At 46.8% G+C, this 18,465-nt stretch carries 16 protein-coding genes; 7 read left to right on the top strand and 9 right to left on the bottom strand.

Translation table 11 applies throughout. From position 1 onward, the window contains the following. Positions 1-132 precede the first annotated feature (132 nt). The gene (locus JGK39_RS16305; RefSeq protein ID WP_293246382.1) at positions 133-870 is read left to right on the top strand and encodes an A/G-specific adenine glycosylase; all 738 of its coding nucleotides are present in this window, start codon (positions 133-135) and stop codon (positions 868-870) included. 373 nt (positions 871-1,243) lie between these two features. Here the strand turns inward: JGK39_RS16305 and JGK39_RS16300 are convergent, their stop codons facing one another. Beyond that, complete coding sequence (locus JGK39_RS16300; protein WP_293246379.1) at positions 1,244-2,488, bottom strand: response regulator; 1,245 nt, start codon at positions 2,486-2,488, stop codon at positions 1,244-1,246. Positions 2,489-3,042: 554 nt separating this feature from the next. Here JGK39_RS16300 and JGK39_RS16295 point away from each other — a divergent pair. Together JGK39_RS16295 and JGK39_RS16290 are read left to right on the top strand one after the other, a co-directional pair. Further along, positions 3,043-5,670, top strand: coding sequence for an endonuclease MutS2 (locus JGK39_RS16295; RefSeq protein ID WP_366048902.1), 2,628 nt, complete (start codon positions 3,043-3,045; stop codon positions 5,668-5,670). A 159-nt stretch (positions 5,671-5,829) separates the two neighbouring features. Beyond that, a complete protein-coding gene (locus JGK39_RS16290) occupies positions 5,830-6,771 on the top strand; it encodes a site-specific DNA-methyltransferase (RefSeq protein WP_293246358.1) in 942 nt (313 codons plus the stop codon). On the opposite strand, the gene JGK39_RS16285 is transcribed toward JGK39_RS16290, so the two are convergent. Beyond that, positions 6,734-7,285, bottom strand: a complete 552-nt coding sequence (locus JGK39_RS16285) for a hypothetical protein (protein ID WP_293246355.1) — start codon at positions 7,283-7,285, stop codon at positions 6,734-6,736. The genes JGK39_RS16290 and JGK39_RS16285 overlap by 38 nt on opposite strands. Next, positions 7,275-7,487 (bottom strand): helix-turn-helix transcriptional regulator, encoded by a 213-nt coding sequence (locus JGK39_RS16280; RefSeq protein WP_293246352.1) that lies wholly within the window; start codon positions 7,485-7,487, stop codon positions 7,275-7,277. Before JGK39_RS16280 ends, JGK39_RS16285 begins: the two co-directional genes overlap by 11 nt. Before the next feature lie 385 nt (positions 7,488-7,872). On the opposite strand from JGK39_RS16280, the gene JGK39_RS16275 reads away from it, so the two are divergent. Both JGK39_RS16275 and JGK39_RS16270 read left to right on the top strand, forming a co-directional pair. Beyond that, positions 7,873-8,478, top strand: coding sequence for a DUF3038 domain-containing protein (locus tag JGK39_RS16275; RefSeq protein WP_293122723.1), 606 nt, complete (start codon positions 7,873-7,875; stop codon positions 8,476-8,478). A gap of 309 nt (positions 8,479-8,787) precedes the next feature. Further along, complete coding sequence (locus JGK39_RS16270) at positions 8,788-10,401, top strand: DUF4335 domain-containing protein (RefSeq protein WP_293246349.1); 1,614 nt, start codon at positions 8,788-8,790, stop codon at positions 10,399-10,401. A gap of 194 nt (positions 10,402-10,595) precedes the next feature. Here JGK39_RS16270 and JGK39_RS16265 read toward each other — a convergent pair whose 3' ends face one another. The 3 genes from JGK39_RS16265 to JGK39_RS16255 all read right to left on the bottom strand — a co-directional run bounded on the left by JGK39_RS16265 (position 10,596) and on the right by JGK39_RS16255 (position 12,332). Then, positions 10,596-10,766, bottom strand: coding sequence for a hypothetical protein (locus tag JGK39_RS16265; protein WP_293296850.1), 171 nt, complete (start codon positions 10,764-10,766; stop codon positions 10,596-10,598). A 29-nt stretch (positions 10,767-10,795) separates the two neighbouring features. Continuing rightward, on the bottom strand, positions 10,796-11,191 hold the full coding sequence (locus JGK39_RS16260) for a VanZ family protein (protein ID WP_293246343.1): 396 nt from the start codon (positions 11,189-11,191) through the stop codon (positions 10,796-10,798). A 217-nt stretch (positions 11,192-11,408) separates the two neighbouring features. Then, the gene (locus tag JGK39_RS16255; RefSeq protein WP_293246340.1) at positions 11,409-12,332 is read right to left on the bottom strand and encodes a nucleoside hydrolase; all 924 of its coding nucleotides are present in this window, start codon (positions 12,330-12,332) and stop codon (positions 11,409-11,411) included. A gap of 195 nt (positions 12,333-12,527) precedes the next feature. Between JGK39_RS16255 and JGK39_RS16250 the strand changes: the two genes are divergently transcribed. Both JGK39_RS16250 and JGK39_RS16245 read left to right on the top strand, forming a co-directional pair. Continuing rightward, complete coding sequence (locus JGK39_RS16250; RefSeq protein ID WP_293296852.1) at positions 12,528-14,504, top strand: S9 family peptidase; 1,977 nt, start codon at positions 12,528-12,530, stop codon at positions 14,502-14,504. Between the two features lie 355 nt (positions 14,505-14,859). After that, positions 14,860-15,078 (top strand): hypothetical protein, encoded by a 219-nt coding sequence (locus tag JGK39_RS16245; RefSeq protein ID WP_293246334.1) that lies wholly within the window; start codon positions 14,860-14,862, stop codon positions 15,076-15,078. Between the two features lie 129 nt (positions 15,079-15,207). On the opposite strand, the gene JGK39_RS16240 is transcribed toward JGK39_RS16245, so the two are convergent. The 3 genes from JGK39_RS16240 to JGK39_RS16230 all read right to left on the bottom strand — a co-directional run. Next, entirely contained in the window at positions 15,208-15,999 is a 792-nt protein-coding gene (locus tag JGK39_RS16240; protein ID WP_293296854.1) for a universal stress protein, read from the bottom strand. A gap of 46 nt (positions 16,000-16,045) precedes the next feature. Continuing rightward, positions 16,046-16,885 carry an ABC transporter ATP-binding protein gene (locus JGK39_RS16235; RefSeq protein WP_293246324.1) on the bottom strand — a complete coding sequence of 280 codons (840 nt, stop codon included), beginning with the start codon at positions 16,883-16,885 and terminating at the stop codon, positions 16,046-16,048. 149 nt (positions 16,886-17,034) lie between these two features. Beyond that, positions 17,035-18,465, bottom strand: a 1,431-nt coding sequence (locus JGK39_RS16230) for an ABC transporter substrate-binding protein (RefSeq protein WP_293246314.1), incomplete at its 5' end; no start/stop codon positions are given.

Here is an 18,465-nt window from a genome sequence, read left to right as displayed (position 1 = left end):
TTTATAACCGCAGAGAACGCAGAGTCCGCAGAGAAAGAAAAGATAAAGAGCTACTAAATAGAATTTTACAAATCATTGAAATCTGCTATTATATAGATATAAACTTGGCAATTTATCCAAATTACAAATCAAATGCCTGCATTAAATGCCGTTGTTTTTGATTCTGATGTGGCGCCGGGGTTAAAGCATTTGAACGCTGCGAAAGTCCGGTGGTTCCGCCGCCGGCTTAAAGCTTGGGTCGAGCCGAATTTCCGAGATTTTCCTTGGCGGCGCACCTGCGACCCCTACGCGATTTTAGTGGCTGAGTTCCTACTGCAAAAAACTACTGCTGCTACCGTAGCTCCGATTTATCAAGAATTTGTCGATCGATATCCGACCCTCTCGGATCTGGCGATCGCGCCTGTGGAGGAAGTTGCTAGTTTGTTGCAGCCTTTGGGTCTATTTTTTCGGGCGCAAAAGCTGCGGGAATCGGTGCTGGTCATCCTGGAAAATTATCAGGGAAATGTACCGCGCACTGAAGCTCAGTTGCTGGAACTTCCGGGAGTTGGGAAGTACATTGCGCGATCGGTTTGCGCTAATGCTTTCGGACAGCCAAAAGCCGTGCTGGATACGAATGTTGTTCGGATTTTGGAGCGTTTTTTTGGGATTGATGGCGGTAAGGTAAAATCGCGATCGGCCGAACTTTGGGAAGCCGCAGAAAGAGTCGCTCCCAAACAGCAAGTCGGGCATTGGAATTTAGGACTGCTGGACTTTGGGGCGGCAGTTTGCACTGCCAAAAACCCCCGCTGCGGCGAGTGTCCGCTGCAACAGCAGTGCGATTACAAAATTAGCACCGAAATCAATTCTCGGCTAATTCCCGAGCTCAATTGACAAATATTGTACCGCATTTGTAGGGGCGGGTTAACCAACAATCTCTGACTAAAACCAACAATCTCAAAAACCCGCCCCCACCCAACGGTAAATACAAATGTACCGCATTTGTAGGGGCGGGTTCCCCCACAATCTCTGACTAAAACCAACAATCTCAAAAACCCGCCTCCACCCAACGGTAAATACAATAAAACCGCATTTGTAGGGGCGGGTTCCCCCACAATTTCTGACTAAAACCAACAATCTCAAAAACCCGCCCCCACCCAACCGTAAATACAAATCTACCGCATTTGTAGGGGCGGGTTAACAACAATTTATGACTAAAGCAAACAATCTCAAAAACCCGCCGCCACCCAACAGTAAATACTATTAATTAACTGTGCCGCAGCGGAATCTCTATCCGAAACTTAGTACCTTTACCCGGTTCCGAAAAACACTTTAACTCTCCTTTGTGCTGCTCTACAATTATCCGATAGCTGATAGCCAGTCCCAAATTGCTGCTGCGCTCCGCAGGTTCCGCCATCAACAATGAATCTGAAATTGGATCTGCGATATCTTCGTTAGTTGCCAGATGGTTATCAGCAATCTCAATCGCAATCCGCTGACCGTCGATTACATGAGTGCTAATCAAAATCACAGGCTTAAATTTGACTGATTCCGACTCTTCCAACTCTTGACTCGACTCTTCCAAAGCATCGATCGCGTGATTGATAATATTCAGAAAAGCTTGATTGAGCTGACCCGCGTAACACTCAACTTGCGGCAGATTTCCGTATTGCTTCATCACCTTGATGTCCCGCCGCCCGTCGCGCGCCGGCAAGCGGTGCTGCAACAACAACAGAGTGTTTTCTAAACCGTCGGAAATATCGAATAGCTGCCAGCCCGATCGATCGCTGCGGGAAAAATCCTGTACCGACAAGATTATTTGCCGGATGCGATCGCTCCCAGTACGCATGGAACTCACAATTTTCAACAAATCGTCGAGGAGGAATTCCACATCCATATCTTGCTGTTTTTGCATAATTTCCGCGTCAGGATTGACGAGGTGTTTTTGATACAATCGCAGCAGTTCAATTAAATCGGTAGCGTAACTTTGGACGTGAGTGAGATTGCTGTAAATAAAAGTAATTGGGTTGTTAATTTCGTGGGCAATACCAGATACCAATTCCCCCAAGTTGGACATCTTTTCACTTTCCAGGCTTCGATCGCGCGACAGTTGCAATTCTTGCTGAGTTCGTGCCAACTCCAGCCTCAACTCGCGCCCGCGCAATCCCGCCCGCACCCGCCCCAACAATTCTTGGTTCACAATCGGTTTCAACAGAAAATCGTCAAAGGGCACGTCCAATTTTTGAACTTCTGCAAATTGCTCGGGTGTTGTCAGCAGCACAAAATAGCCTGTACTCAATTCTCTATCGGCTTTCACCAGCCGGCACACCTCGAACCAGTGAATTTCAGGCAAAGTCCCATCGCAAATTATCACATCCGGGGAGAATTCCCTCGCCATATCAAAACCATCTTTGCCGTCGGAAGCGACTTTTACCTGATGTCCCTCCTTTTCCAGTAACTCTTGGACGACTTTCCAAGTCACAGTATCTGCGATCGTCAGAATCTTTGCCATAACACCAGCTCCACAACTTTCTCTTTAGGATACAACCGCCAGAATTGCGCGGACATATTTCAAATTACACGATAGTTCAATCCTAGAAAAAACAGCAGATTTTAGCTGCATCAAACGCAAAAATAGCTCAGTATAAGGTATAATTTTAGACGCACCATCTAAAAAACCCAATTCTAGCCTTGCTAATTTGTGACTTGGCCCAACAACAGATAAGTACATCCACCTAATTAAACGTAAAATACGGATCGCGCTCAACCAAGCTTGTGTAAGTCTTCTTCCTTCTTCCTTCTTCCTTCTTCCTTCTTCCTTCTTCTTACAAGTTTCCGACACTCGTCGCGGGCCGATCAAAATTTTAGACCCCAGTTCAAGCTCCCTGATTCAATGCTGCAAGTAAATCTAAAATCTAAAATCTAAAATCGACTGACTGCTATCCCAGATACTTTCTCAAATTGTGCCCGGAAACCATAAAAAACTTTAAAATTAATTAATAGTATCGTCAAATAAACCTTCTCGGTCAGCGCCTGGGAATGCCAATCACCAACACCACCTCAACTTTGATTCAATCCGAAACACTAGAACTATTAGAATGGCCGCGCCTGTGTCAGCACTTGGCTACCTTCGCTGCTACGAAACTCGGCGTCGCCGCCGCCCTCGATCTCCAAATCCCAGCAACTCAAGCTCAAACAGCCGAACTCCTGGCCCAAACTCAGGAAGCTTATCAGTTAGAAAGTCGCGCTGGCGGTGCTTTGAGTTTTGAAGGCATCCAAGACATCGGCTCTACCCTGCAACGAGCCGAATTGCAAGGTTTGCTCAGCGGTGAAGAATTGCTGGCAATTGCTACAACCCTCGCGGGGGCGAGACAATTGCGCCGGATAATTGACTCTGCGCCCGATGTCCCGACGCTCAAAGAACTGGCATCGCAATTGCGGACTTATCCCGAAATCGAGCAAGAAATCCACCGCTGTATAGACGATCGCGCTCAAGTAGCAGACAGAGCCACTCCTAAATTAGCAGGAATTCGAGTGCAAATGCGACAGTTGCGCGATCGCATTTATCAAATCTTGCAAGGCATTTTACAGCGCCAATCCAACGCCGTTCAAGAACAGGTAATTACCCAAAGAAGCTCGCGTTTTGTGATTCCGGTAAAAGCTCCCCAAAAAGATGCCATACCGGGCATAGTTCACGACTCATCCGCCAGCGGCGCAACACTGTACGTAGAGCCCCACAACACAGTAAATCTCAACAACCAAATGCGGCAGTTGCTGCGGCAAGAACAAGCCGAAGAAGAAGCAGTCCGCCGCGCCCTCACCGAGCAAGTCGCAGCAGTCAAACCAGATTTAGACAGATTGGTGGCGGTAGTTACAACTTTAGATTTAGCTGCGGCTAAAGCGCGCTACGGTTATTGGCTCCAAGCAAATCCGCCGAAATTTATCGACTTGGGAGAACCCGAATTATCACCAAAAAATACAGAAAATATAGACGATGAAAATTCGGGTGAGGAAAAAGCAGATGAGGAACAAGAAGAAAAGAGCCAAGTATTAATTCGCAATTTGCGATCGCCAATTACCCTCCGTCAATTGCGCCATCCTTTATTAGTTTGGCAGCAACAACACGAACAAGGCTTTGCAGTCGTACCCGTCGATTTAACCATCAGCCCCCAGATCCGCGTAGTCGCCATCACCGGCCCCAACACCGGCGGCAAAACTGTCACCCTCAAAACCTTGGGATTGGCTGCTTTAATGGCGAAAGCCGGAATGTTTGTCGCGGCCCGCGAACCTGTAGAATTGCCTTGGTTCGACAACATTCTTGCTGATATTGGTGACGAACAATCTTTGCAGCAAAGCTTGTCAACTTTCTCCGGCCACATCCGCCGCATCAGCCGCATTTTAGAAGCTTTGCATAATAAATCGGAAGGGGAAAGTCCAGGAGAAGGAGAAGAAAATTCCCAATTCCCAATTCCCAATTCCCAATTCCCAATGCCCAATTCCCAATGCCCAATTCCCAAATCTTTAGTTTTGTTAGACGAAGTAGGAGCGGGGACAGATCCATCTGAAGGCAGTGCATTGGCGATCGCCCTACTGCAATATCTCGCCCAACATTCGCTGCTGACAGTCGCAACTACCCACTTTGGCGAACTCAAAGCCCTCAAATATCAAGACGCCCGCTTTGAAAATGCCTCAGTAGAATTTGACGACAATTCCATGCAGCCAACCTACCGCTTGCTGTGGGGAATTCCCGGACGTTCCAACGCCCTAACTATTGCTAAAAGACTCGGTTTGCTAGCATCCATAGTCGAAGAAGCTCAAACCTATGTCGGCGGAGCGTCTCAAGATGTCAATCAAGTGATTGCAGGACTCGAAGCCCAGCGCCGGAGACAGGAAACCAAGGCCCGAGAAGCAACTCAACTGCTGCACCAAACCGAAAAACTGCACAAGGAAGTTTCTCAAAAAGCAGCGGCTTTGCAAGAGCGGGAGCGAGAACTAAAAATAGCTCAGGAAGTGGCAGTAAATGAAGCAATAGGCACAGCAAAATCAGAAATTGCTCAAATTATTCGTCGCTTGCAGGCGGGCGACCAAACGGCTCAGAATGCCCAAATGGCAACAGAAACCTTAAATCAAATTTCCCAAAAACACCTGCCCTCTCGGAAACAACCGGCGAAACCGAAACCGGGTTTTATGCCAAAAACGGGCGATCGCATCCGCATTCCCAGCTTGGGCCAAACCGCCGAAGTTCTCAGCGGCCCCGACGCTAACGAAGAGTTGAGCGTGCGGTTTGGGATTATGAAAATGACTGTGAAACTGGCAGACGTTGAATCCCTCGACGGTGAAAAACCCGAAACTAAGGCTCAATTAGCCAAGATTGCAGCCGCTTCAGCCGCTACCGCCAAGGCTAAGCAAGCAGCGTCGGAACCTGCAAAACCCAATCCCGAAATTGCCATCCGCACTGCTAATAATTCGATCGACCTCCGGGGCGCCAGAGTCTCCGATGCCGAAATCGAAATCGACAGAGCTCTTTCCAAAGCAGTCGAATACGGTGCGCTGTGGATAATTCACGGTAAAGGTACGGGACAGTTGCGGCGCGGGGTTCACGAGTTCCTCGCTACTCACCCGCAGGTTTCCCGCTTCGAGCTCGCCAGTCAAAAAGAAGGAGGTGGAGGTGTGACGTTGGTTTATCTGAAGTAGTCAGGATTTACGCATTTCCGGTTGATTCGTAATTGTATAGTTGTATGCAGCAAAACAAGCTGCAAGGAACATATCATAGTGATACAACCGGAATGGATACTATACTGCAAATGTGGCATAATTAAGAGTTGAGTTCCCACTTGAGTAACGGCCCGACTAATGAGAAAAGCTCCCTCAAATGAAGTTTTGGTTGGCGACTGTCGTGAAGTGATGAAGACATTGCCAGAAAATTATATTTCTGCGTGTATCACTGACCCACCTTATAATTATGAATTTATTGGTCATAAATGGGATGACTCAGAAATTCAAAGGCGTATTGAAAGAGTCAATGGCAAGGAAAATAAAACCCTTGTTAAAAACATTCCATATGGCAGTGGTTTAGCAGGTGGAGTCAGAAACGAAAAATGGTATCAAAGGAATCGTAACAACACTCTGGATTATGAAAAGTGGTGCTTTGAGTGGGGCGAGCAGCTTTTTCGGATCTGCAAACCGGGTGCGACAGTTTTAGTTTTCAACAGCACGCGGACTGTTGCTCACGTACAAGTAGCACTTGAAAGTGCTGGTTTCTATGCGAGAGATATTCTTGTTTATAAAAGATCCAGTGGTATCCCTAAAGGTGTCAATATCAAACAACAGTTGGAGAAGAAAGGATATGAAAATCCTGAAAAATGGGATGGTTGGCACAGTTGTCTGAGGAATGAATGGGAAGCAATCTGCGTACTTCAAAAACCACTGATCAATAATTACTTGGAAACTTTACAAGAGTATGGTACTGGTCTTTTTTATACTAAAGATCGGTTCGGTGGTTTTCAGTCAAATATTTTAGAAGGTATACAGCGTGATAAAACCGAGGAGTTTAACGTCCATTGCACCGTTAAACCAATCGCTCTAATGAGACAACTGGTCGAAATATTTGTACCCCGTTTGGAAAATTCTATTCTAATCGATCCTTTCGCAGGATCGGGAACCACATTGCTGGCGGCGCAAGAATTTGGGATTAGGTATGTTGGCATTGAAATAGTACCTGACTACATAGAGATTATCAACAAGCGCCTTGATAGTTTCAGCGGTATACAGGGAATTCTCCCACTTTTTCAGTAAGAAATGATTTTAAATCAAACCCGCTTATTCTTTGTATGAACTCAAACGAAGCGTCGCCCGTGTAAACTTTCCAAGTCCCTACTTGGCACGCTGTAATAGCTGCGGGTAAACTATCTTCTCTAAGGATTAAAAAGACTGGCTCGTAATTATAAGTACGAAGTAGTCTGCCATAAGATTTGAATTTTTTCAAGGTTCCAGAATCTCCCGAGCCAATACGATATTTTGTATCTATCGCGTACCCATCAACAATCAGATCGCACGGCTCATCACTTCCTATTTTAAATGCTGGCTGAAAACTACTACAATATGCTTTGCACGTTTCAATAACTAACAATTGCCAACACATACCTAGCTCACGTCCCCAATATTGCTTATTTTCTTTTTTGAGAATGGGAGAAATACCAAATACATCCATTAAAAGATCGTGCTCTTCATTTTCTTCTGCATAAACCTTCTCGGTAAATGAGTTTTGGTATCTTGCTAAAATTTGCTCTAGTTTTCTTTCAGTCATCATTAGTTACCAGTTCAGCTAGACTAACGGATAATGCCTTGGCTATTTTGCTTGCATTAAGCAGCGTTATATTCCTTTCTCCTCGTTCAACTGAGCCAATATAGGTGCGATGTAATTCAGATAGTTCTGCAAGCTGATCTTGGGAAAGATTTCTGAGCTTTCTGAAATGTCTAACTTTTTTACCAAATTGCTCTGTAATATCCATAGACTGCGCCAGATTAAGCAATGACAACTATAATCTGACAGACTATAAGTAGCGACAGACTATAAGTAGCATTGGAGAAGGCGAGTCTCGATCTTTGGATTTATATAAGTCCTGTTAGTTTCAAAGCACTGATTTGATTTCTGACACTCTGCGGCGTAGGATGGTTGGGGGTGAAAATTTTTGGGTTTTGTTGCTTGTGACCGATCGAACGAAAGCAACCGCAACTTTCAACTCGCAAATCCGTCCAGCAACTAGGATTGCCGGAATCAAAGCCACGAGTTATGGAGAAAAATTAACAGAATCTGCTTTTGTCCGGCCGCCAAACAAAAGCACTGCTACTGTTCGATATCCTGCCTCAACCTGTCTTATTTCCCGTGCCCAAGCCATGCGCTCGACTGTAAAGCCCTCCGCTCCCACAAACGAAACGGGCCCATCTCCCAACTGGGAAGAATTGACCCAAAAAGCACCAGAACCTACCCAGTTGGACAACATTAAAGCCCAACTGGACTTAGTGCTGTTAGCCCTAGAAGCGCTGGCAGAAATTGGCTCAGAGGCGATGCTCAAGGTAGCAGCCGAACTGAATTTAGAGCCAATGGTAGCCGATCGCGTAGCTTTGTGGCGGCTGCGCCAATCTAACCCGCTGCGGAAAGGCCAGGGAGGACGGAAAAAACTGGATGTGGAGGAAGCTCGATCGCTCGTTTTGATAAGCTGTAATTTAGCAAAACAGCATCAAGCTTTAATCCGCCGCGCCGTGGCCTTGCTCGAACAAATGGCTGAGCAAAACCGCGAACCTCACACAGTCGCTTTGTTGGGAGACTATATTGATAGGTTCAGCAACACTTATGCCGATCGCATGGAAGATGCAGAAACTTTATCGGCAAAAGAACTAACTAATTTAGCGCTGAAACTCCTGATCGATTTGCTATTTTACAGCAGTCCCGGCGGCCACCGCAGGCTCTGGCTGGCTCTCCTAGACCGTGCTAAGAATTAAGCTAAGCCATAATGGGAACAAGCATGAAAAATATCAGGAACAGGCAAGATGCCTGTTGCACCAAAAAAATTATTTGTTGTGGAACAGGCATCTTGCCTGTTGCTAAAAAAGCTTGTAGAAAATCCTACCAAATCTTAGATAAAACATAATTACTCCCTATTCCTAATGACAAATAACAAATAACAAATAACAAATAACAAATAAGTCAACAGTCAACAGTCAACAGTCAACAGTCAACAGTCAACAGTCAACAGTCAACAGTCAACAGTCAACAGTCAACAGTCAACAGTCAACAGTCAACAGACTTTTATGGTTCTCAAACGGTACACGCCCCCCACTTGCACGCTGGAAATTACAGCCAAAAGTTCGCCTCTATCTCGTTGGGCGGGCCAACCCGTCTTTAAATCTTTAAATTTCGAGTTGCGGCTTGATGACCCCAGGCTACCAGATACCGAACACGTTACTCTCAGGGGCGATCGCCAGCAACTAGAAACCCTCCACGAAGCAGTCAGCAACTACGTCCAAAACTTCCTCGGCGAAGCCCGCGATTGGGACAACAACCTCAATCCAGAAACAGGTTTTACCACAGCCCCAGACTCGCCAGAAGTCGCGCGCAATGTCGTTATATTCGATCGACCCCCCAACGCATCCGAACTAGCAACCGCCGCCCCAAACACTACCTACCTGCCAGTCCCCCCCCGCCTAGAACCCCGCGGCTTGCTAGCCCACAACTTGTTCTTAGGCTCATTGAGCGCCGCCGAATCCGGGCCGGAAGTACACTTGAGTACCCTCCAACTCTTTGACTTAGCCACCGCACTAGATGACTGCGCCGCCGAAGTCATGGCCCTCCCCAACCTCAACCGCGATCGCAGACAAGCCAAAGCATTACCGTGGCTGAATATCGCAGCCATCCTAGTCGCCAGCGTCGGAATGACGGCGGGAATTGTTAAAATGCTCGATCGATCCTCCTCCAACACCTCCCCAACAACCGCCACAGCCCCCACCACAGCCCCCGCCAACCCACAATTTACCCCCGCACTCCCGCAGCCCCAAATACTTGCCGGCGCCACCTCCAGCCCAGTTCCCGCCCCCACCACATCCCCCACAGCCACACCAACAGCCACACCAACAGCCGCAGCCCCACCAGGCTTACCCCCCCTACCGCCCCCGCCCATCAACACCGCCGCCGCCTCCCCCAGCCCCAGCCTGCCCCCAATCGCCCTAGCCCCAACCCCAACCACCAACAAACCCAGCCCCATCCAGCAGCCACCCCTGCTATTTCCCCCCAACAGCAGCGCGGGGGCATCACAGAGCGCCCCAGCCCTCTCTCAAGGGCAAATCATCACAATTCCCGATCCCGCCGGTCCCCCAACTGGCGCCCCCCAAGCACCCGCAACAGCACCCTACCTGCTGCCCCCCGTACCGCCCAGACTAGCTCCCGCCGTACCGCCCCCCCTGCCGCCATCCCTATCTGCATCCCAATTCCCAGTTCCCCCACAACAACAATTCCCCCCCCTACCCCAGCCGATTTCCCCCCCCAGCACCGAACTCCCACCCCTTGAGGACACTAAACCGCAAGCCGAGTCCGAGGACAACAACCGGGCTACCGCCAGCAAAAAAAACCGCACCTTATTTGACACAATTCCCCAAGTTTCAGAAGCTAGAACCTACTTTGAGGAACGCTGGAAGCCACCAGAAGGAATGGAACAAACCTTAGAATACAGCCTGCAAATCGACGAAAACGGGTCAGTTCAAACTATTGTGCCCATGGGCAAAGCAGCCGCCGATTATATCGATCGCACCAATATGCCCTTAGTCGGCGAGCCCTTTGTTTCTGCCGTTACTCATGGAAAAAACCCCAAAATTCGAGTAGTCTTAAGACCAAACGGTCGAGTACAAACCTTTTTGGAAGAGAGTAATTGAACCCTCGCAAACACATTTTATTGACATTTGCTCCATTTTATGAAGCAAAAATATCCCTATACCAAAAAAGTCCTAGGGTGTGGATCCACCAACAATCCCTAGCTAATTTAATAGCTACGCACCCGATCGCAATGGTTGGATAATACATAAACACAACATTAGTCGATCGCCCCCATCAACCGATGCGCCGAATATCACCCTACAAACTCAACTTCTTCCTTCTTCCTTCTTCTTTCTTTCTTTCTTTCTTTCTTTCTTCCTTCTTTCTTTCTTTCTTTCTTTCTTTCTTTCTTTCTTTCTTTCTTTCTTTCTTTCTTTCTTCCTTCTTTCCTTCCTTCTTCCTTATTCTTATTTCTTCCTTGCATCCGTTACATCCGTTACATCCGTTACACAATCAGTTGCCGAACTTTCCTTTTTCTTTATCCCAAGCTTCACCAATCCAATAAAAAACTACAATCCCCGCAAAACTAAATAAAAAATCTTCAATACTAGCAGTACGATTCGGTAAAATCGCTTGCAGCATTTCTTCCCCAGCAGTGAAAATAGTAAACAGTGCTGGCCCGAAAGGAATTGGATAATTCAACACCATCATCATTTTTTTGCCCGTTGCTCTATGGCACAAAAAAGATGCTATTCCGTACAAAATAAAATGTCCGAGTTTATCATAAGGCGGATGAGCCAGAGGAAAGTTAGTTAACTTTCCCATATCTGCTACCAGCATGATACTGAGAATAATTAACAAGTACAAAACACACGCAACAATCCAGAATTTTTTTGAGGATAATTTCATCGGATTTTTTCCACTATCGACAATTGACGAACCGAGTCCACGCCGCTTACCGCAATTTTGTTGGATTTGTGAATGAGATTTTTTTTGATTAACCGCAGAGGGCGCAGAGGGCGCAGAGAAAGAGAGGAAAGAGAAGATAGCGTAAATATTTGAGTTAGGGCGGGTTTTGTAGGGATATTTTTGGCTAACAACCCGCCTCTACCAGATATTGTTATGCTTAACGCGCCCACTGTTGCAATATGTAATTGTAAAACTTTTCCGTATCTACTCGATCCATTGCTTGAATTTTTCGCCCTCCTGTTTCAACTTTTGTACGTCCTTGACTGACACCTTCAGTAACTATTTCGGTTTCCCATTCTCGCAGTTCGTAAAATTCTGGATGTGCCAAATAAGCCGTTGCCAAAATATCCCAAAAATAGTAATCTTGAGCTATGGCTAAAGCATAACACTGTCCTGCTAAATCGGAGATTGGATATTTGCGCTGTCGGGCTAAGCGATTAGAAAATTCCACAGTCAGCGGTACATTATTCGTGATATCTAAAGGACACATCACAATCGGAATTTCTGTTTGCCAAACTCTCTCGATCGCGATCGGATCCCAGTAAGCATTCCATTCCGCCGACATATCTTGTCCCGGTTCCATATCTTTGCTAACATTCCCGGGAACGTTGAGTGCGCCTCCCATCCACACAATCTCTTGAATTTTGCTTTCAATTTCTGGCGCGAGATCTAAAGCTTGCGCTACTGTTGTTAGCGGCCCCGTTACCATTAATGTGACCGGTTGCGTTGCATCCCGCAAAACTCGCACCATAAAGTTTTGTCCGGGTTCTGATATTAACGGCGCGTCAACGGTTGCTTTTTCATTTAAAATGGGAAGTCGATCGCACGCAAAGGAATCTCGCCGAAACAACACCGGAAATGGATTGAGCCCCCGCACCGTACTCGCCGCCACCGGAACCTCTGAACACCCCATCAAATCAAGGATTTTGCGGGTTGCACTTACCGCTGGCTGAATGTAGCAATCCGCCGGAGTGACAATTACTCCCAGAGTTTCCACTTCCTCCATCGTCATCAGCAACACGACTGAGAGATAATCATCAACTGCACCGTCGTGATCCATTAGTACCAATTTTTTCGACATTCTGCTTCCCCGTGACTGAATTCCTGTAAAATACAAATATAAATTTATGTTAGTCCTCAACGCACGGGTGACTAGAAACCGGGTTTTTTACGAAAATACTTTGTTGCAACTTGCAGATTATGCAAAAAACCCGGTTTCTTTGTCGAGAGTGCGTAACTCCTGTATTTGTGCGTCAAACAAAACAACCTAAACTATATGAATACAGTATCACCTTACGGCTCTTGGAAATCTCCCATTACCTCAGATTTAATTGTTTCGGGAACTGTCGGACTCGGACAAATTGCTATTGACGGCGACGCTATTTACTGGGTAGAAGGACGGCCCTCGGAAGCAGGACGAAGCGTCATCGTGCGGCGCACTCCCGACGGTAAAATAGCTGACGTAACACCGCCGCCTTTTAATGTTCGCACCCGCGTTCACGAATACGGAGGCGGTGCTTTTGCAGTTGCTGGCGACACTATCTATTTTTCTCATTTTGCCGACCAAAGAATTTATTGTCAAACATTAAATTCTCCACCAGAACCCTTGACACCTGCTGCTAAGTGTTGCTACGCAGATGCGATTGTTGACAAGCAAAGAAATCGCCTGATTTGCGTGCGCGAAGACAATACAGGTGAAGGCGAATCTGTGAATACAATTGTGAGCATTAATTTAAATGACGGCGCAGATATTCAAATCTTAACTCAGGGCAACGATTTTTATGGTTCCCCTCGTTTGAACCCTGACGGTTCTCAACTTTCCTGGATTTGTTGGAACCACCCAAATATGCCGTGGGATGGCACCGAATTGTGGGTGGCAGAAATTAATGTTGATGGTTCTTTAGGTGAAAAAAACTTAGTTGCTGGCGGAGTTGATGAGTCGATTTTTCAGCCGGAATGGTCGCCCGATGGAGTTTTGTATTTTGTTTCTGACAAATCGAACTGGTGGAATTTCTATAGAACCCCCCTCAATCCCCCCTTAGCAAGGGGGGAAGCAAAAATAGAAACAAGCTTGCGCGAACAACCAGAAATTGAACCTGTCTGCGAAATGTCCGCTGAATTCGGTCTCCCTCAGTGGGTTTTTGGAATGTCAACCTATGCTGTTGTGTCGGAAAGTCAAATTATTTGCACCTACACTCAGCAGGGAAAGTGGCATTTAGCGAGTCTCGATTTAGCGACAAAGCAGTTGACAAATATTGAGACAGGTTACACTGATATTTCGTCGGTGCAAGCGCGCGGAGAAACGGTAGTTTTCCTGGCAGGTTCGCCGATCGCACCTACTGCTATTGTACAGCTAAATTTAGCCACAAGTCAACGGGAAATTTTGCGGAAGTCGAGCGATTTAAGCATCGATGCAGGTTATTTTTCCGTACCGCAACCGCTGGAATTTCCCACGGAAAACAATTTGACTGCTTTCGGTTTCTTCTACCCCCCGAAAAACCAAGATTTCGCTGCACCTGCGGGTGAAAAACCGCCGCTGGTTGTCAAAAGTCACGGCGGCCCGACTGCTGCTACTTCTAGCAGCATGAATTTGAAAATTCAATATTGGACGAGTCGCGGTTTTGCGGTACTAGATGTCAACTACGGCGGTAGCACTGGTTACGGGCGGGAATACAGAAGAAGGCTGCAAGATAGTTGGGGAATTGTTGATGTTGACGACTGCGCTAACGGTGCTAAATATTTAGCCGAACAGGGTTTGGTAGACGGTGCAAGAATGGCGATCGCCGGAGGGAGTGCAGGGGGCTACACGACTCTGTGCGCTCTGACTTTCCGCGATGTGTTTAAGGCCGGTGCGAGCTATTATGGAGTCAGCGATTTGGAAGCCTTGGCAACTGATACTCACAAGTTTGAGTCGCGCTATCTGGATGGATTGATCGGGCCTTATCCCGATCGCAAAGATTTGTATGTAGCTCGATCGCCCATTCATGCAGCCGAAGGTTTATCTTGTCCCGTTATCTTCTTTCAAGGATTGGAAGATAAAGTCGTGCCGCCCAATCAAGCTGAAATGATGGTAGAGATATTGAAAGCTAAAGGTTTGCCGGTTGCTTACGTTGCTTATGAAGGGGAACAGCACGGTTTTCGTCGCGCTGAAAATATCAAAAGAACTCTTGATGGCGAATTCTATTTCTATTCGCGCGTGTTTAAGTTTGAGTTGGCTGAACCGGTGGAAGCAGTGCCGATTTACAATCTTTAGCAAAAATTAAGTTTGCAGTTGCTCTGTTTGCGATCGAACGCAACGGGAGCATCTCAGTTTTGCATTTACAGTGCTGCCCCGCTCAAAAAATGGTTCGTAGTACATCAGTAGAGTCCGCTCTTTAAAAATGCTTCTTGCAAAACTGAGATGCTCCCAACGCAACTGTAAAATTGAATCATAATTCGCCAAGATTAAATGTGATTTCGTTCACAAATTCTGATGTTTATTATCACAAATTTTGCTGTTTATTATCACATCTTTTCAGGCAATATACCGAGAGAATAAAATAGTCCGATCGATCTCTGTTACCGCAGAAAAGATCGATCGCGCGATGTCGAGTTGAGAGTCAATCTCTATGCAAACCCCTGTCAACCTGATTCCATCTGCTTTGGGCGAGCTGTTTGCCGAAGTCAATCAAAGAGGCTACATTACTTTAGCCGATCGCTACGGTTTGCTGGCGGCTATTTTTGACGAGACTTTGACTGAGGATGACAAACGCTCTATCGATCGCCTCCTGCGCTCTGTCTGCCGGGGCAGGATAAAATTAGTTGATGAACTTTCTGCGATCCGATAAGCATTCAACAACCCTTAATAACACTCATCAATCTAGCGTTTTTGAAGCAAGAGAAGCACCAACCGCGCAGGGATCTTAACTCGCTCGCGCTATAAAATCCCACCTCAGAGGCTTCCATTTCCCACAAGTTTAACGTGCAGGCATAGCTGTAGCCAACTGCAAGTTGCTCAAACTTTCTTCGGGCCCCAAATCCATCGGATAGCTGAGTGCGGCAGGAATCCCCAACACGCAGCAGGGAAAATTCTTGCCGAGTTGCCTAACCAGCGGGTGGTTGCGAGAATTGCAGCCTAAAAATAGTAAATTTGCCGATTCTAATTCTACCACATTTCTCAATTCTGTCGCAACTTTACCGATGCGTAAATGAGCTTTGAATAAACCGCGCCATTCCTCAGCCAAACAGCGGGCTTGCCACAGCAACTTATCTGCTACCTCGTACTCATTATTTTGACAGAAAATTGCTCGAAAATAAGGCGGATCGATCCAAGTTGCCCGCTGGGATACCGATTGGATTTCGGCTGTAGGTAATGCGATCGCAGGCGCTGCACAGTAAAGAGCCGATTTTTCCTCTAAAGCCGAAAGTTTCGGCTTGGTAGCCCAGGCATTTTCCACACCCAAACTACAACTATTTTCATCGTAAATGTTGGGAGTTTCGTCTAGTACGTAGACGACTTGCACCGTGACTTCTTGAGTTGTTACTAAACGAGTTTGATGTGCAATCCAAAGGGTAATATCGAGAGCTGTTTGACTTTGAGGAGAACTGTTGTAACCCACAATAAAATTGATAGATTTTGTCGGTTTTGTCGGTTTTGACTTTTTCTTAGAAACAGGGACTTTTGACTCCGGCAGCAACACCATTTCTTCCGCTAAGTTTTGGTATCCCAATGCACTTTCAAAACGAGCTAAAATTGTTTTGAGATTCACAGGCTTGACCTCTCTTAAGTGAATAGTTTTGTTTTTTCGTGCGGCGTTATTCGTCTTGAGTAAAGTAGCGATCGAGAAAATTTAAAGCATAGTTTCGCAGTTCGTAATATTCCTGAGATTCCCGCAACTCCTGGCGATCGCGCGGATGCGAAAACGGCACTGCCAAAATCTCGCCGATTGTCGCCGCCGGGCCGTTTGTCATCAACACAATGCGATCGGACATATAGATAGCTTCGTCCACATCGTGAGTAATCATCATGGCAGCTTGTCTGTGATTTTCCCAGATATCCAGCACCTGCTTCTGCAACTTGCCGCGAGTCAGAGCATCCAGCGCTCCAAACGGTTCGTCCATTAATAACATCTTCGGCCGAAGTGCCAAAGCTCGCGCAATCCCAACCCGCTGTTTCATGCCCCCTGAAATTTGGTCGGGATATTTATCTGCTGCTGCTGTTAAGTTTACCATTGCTAGGTGTTCGTTGACAAGGCTAATCTTCTCAGCGCGGTTGAGATTTTGCAAAACTTCATCAACTGCTAGGCGAATGTTTTCTCGCACCGTCAGCCAAGGCAGTAATCCGTAGTGCTGAAATACCATCATGCGATCGGCACCCGGTTTGCGAACTTCTTTGCCTTCGAGTGTCACGATTCCGCCGCTTTGTTTCTCCAAACCTGCCACTATTTTCAGCAGAGTCGATTTGCCGCAACCCGAGTGACCGATTACTGAAATAAATTCGTTTTCTCCAATACTTAAGTTGATATTTTCCAGAACGCTAAACTCCGTGCCGTCAGCATTTTTATACGACTTGAACAAGTTGTTGATTTCCAGAAATGCAGATTTGCTGTTAAGTTTGTCGTTGGTTGGGGTAGATGTAGAAATAAATTGAGTCACGGTATTTTCCTAACAAGTAGTAAAGTAATTTAATTTAACTGCCACTGCCTAAACCCTCAAATTTAACAGTCGGTTTCAACCGACTTTAGCTATGAGCCAGGGGTTTGAACCCCTGGCGGAACACTGGGAAAAGCGAAAGCAGTCAAACATTAAGACTGGAAAAAAGATTGAGGGCGGTTGGCTCTAATTTCAAAACTCTTCAAATAACCCACCGGATCGCTGGGGTCAAATGCTTTTTTGTCAATGAAAACTTCCGCAGGTTCCACTTTGTAATCATCCTGGGGACAATCGATCGCCATTTCGGCAACAATCTTGCGGTAAAGGTCGGTTCTCCAAGCTTTTTTGGCTAATTCGTCAGCATTTTTCGGCACCTCCTTAATATGTCCCCAGCGGGCGGCTTGAGTCATCAACCAAATACTGTGAGACTGCCACAGAAATGTTGAATGATTTCCCGGTATTTGGGGCAAGTTCTTAGGAATGTCATAAAAAATTGTTGTGTCTTCCGATATTATAGTGCGGTCTTTTTCATCAAACCCACCATAGTTGTATTCCCCAACTATTCCCGGCCTAGTAAATTTGTCGATCGCCCCGTTTTTAGGTTTAGCCCCAGTAAACGATCGATCCGTCAACAACGCCGCTATTTCCCTGCGATTTTCCGACTTGCTGCAAAACTGACAAGCTTCCACCATTGCCTTCACTAGCGAGTAATAAGTCTTCGGGTTTTCGTCAACGAATGATTGCATGACTCCCAAAACGCGATCGGGATGTCCCAGCCAAACTTCCTTGCCTTGGGCAAAGGTAAAACCCACTCCCAAATTGCCTGTAATCGCCCGCGTATTCCAAGGTTCAGCTACCATGTAAGCCTGCATCGCCCCAATTCTCATATTAGTCACCATCTGCGGCGGCGGCACAATTATTACCCGAAATTCTTTGAACGGATCGACACCCGCAGCAGCCGATATATAGCGGACAAAGTATTCGTAAATCGCCGAGCTCAAGACTACAGCCCAAACTTTTTTTTCTGCCGGCTGACTGTCAAAAAAGCCTCGAAATTGTTTGCCAAATTCTTCAAAATTGCCGCTGTATTCGTGCCACGGGCGCAAGCCGAAATCCCACATTGCTTTGTTCATCGTCATGGCGTTGCCGTGGCGGTGAATTGTCATTGCCGCGCACAGGGGTGCGTGGCGCGCTCCTTCGGCACCTATTCGGGCGTTTGTGACGGCGCCGGATACGACTGGGGAGGCGTCGAGGCGGCCGAAAATCAAACCGTCGCGGGAGGTTGCCCAGCTTGCTTCGCGGTTGAGTTTGACGTTTAAGCCGTATTTGCGGAAAAATCCTTTCTTCCAGGCGATCGCAAATGGCGCACAATCGTTAACGGGTACGTATCCTACGGTTAGATTGGGTTTTTCTAAGCTTTGGCAATTGACGATCGGCTTTACCGCTTCGGCTTCTTCTGTGAGTCCTTTTGCCGATCGATCCGCGCTAATTCCACACCCTGATAAAGCCATTCCCGCCGCCGCCATTCCCATTCCTTGCAAAAACTCTCGGCGCTTCCATTCATTGGAAAATTTATCGCTCAT

Origin of the sequence: Microcoleus sp. PH2017_12_PCY_D_A (assembly GCF_020738565.1) — a bacterium.
Taxonomy (GTDB): Bacteria; Cyanobacteriota; Cyanobacteriia; order Cyanobacteriales; family Microcoleaceae; genus Microcoleus.
Note: the sequence above shows the minus strand (reverse complement) of the source record. Positions and strands in the feature narration are given on the sequence as shown.

What these genes read in the sequence shown, in the direction of transcription:
- JGK39_RS16305 (WP_293246382.1), top strand. Translation starts at nt 133, where the DNA reads ATGCCTGCATTAAATGCCGTTGTTTTTGATTCTGATGTGGCGCCGGGG.
- JGK39_RS16300 (WP_293246379.1), bottom strand. Translation starts at nt 2,488, where the DNA reads ATGGCAAAGATTCTGACGATCGCAGATACTGTGACTTGGAAAGTCGTC.
- JGK39_RS16290 (WP_293246358.1), top strand. Translation starts at nt 5,830, where the DNA reads ATGAGAAAAGCTCCCTCAAATGAAGTTTTGGTTGGCGACTGTCGTGAA.
- JGK39_RS16285 (WP_293246355.1), bottom strand. Translation starts at nt 7,285, where the DNA reads ATGATGACTGAAAGAAAACTAGAGCAAATTTTAGCAAGATACCAAAAC.
- JGK39_RS16280 (WP_293246352.1), bottom strand. Translation starts at nt 7,487, where the DNA reads ATGGATATTACAGAGCAATTTGGTAAAAAAGTTAGACATTTCAGAAAG.
- JGK39_RS16275 (WP_293122723.1), top strand. Translation starts at nt 7,873, where the DNA reads ATGCGCTCGACTGTAAAGCCCTCCGCTCCCACAAACGAAACGGGCCCA.
- JGK39_RS16270 (WP_293246349.1), top strand. Translation starts at nt 8,788, where the DNA reads ATGGTTCTCAAACGGTACACGCCCCCCACTTGCACGCTGGAAATTACA.
- JGK39_RS16265 (WP_293296850.1), bottom strand. Translation starts at nt 10,766, where the DNA reads ATGCAAGGAAGAAATAAGAATAAGGAAGAAGGAAGGAAAGAAGGAAGA.
- JGK39_RS16260 (WP_293246343.1), bottom strand. Translation starts at nt 11,191, where the DNA reads ATGAAATTATCCTCAAAAAAATTCTGGATTGTTGCGTGTGTTTTGTAC.
- JGK39_RS16255 (WP_293246340.1), bottom strand. Translation starts at nt 12,332, where the DNA reads ATGTCGAAAAAATTGGTACTAATGGATCACGACGGTGCAGTTGATGAT.
- JGK39_RS16250 (WP_293296852.1), top strand. Translation starts at nt 12,528, where the DNA reads ATGAATACAGTATCACCTTACGGCTCTTGGAAATCTCCCATTACCTCA.
- JGK39_RS16245 (WP_293246334.1), top strand. Translation starts at nt 14,860, where the DNA reads ATGCAAACCCCTGTCAACCTGATTCCATCTGCTTTGGGCGAGCTGTTT.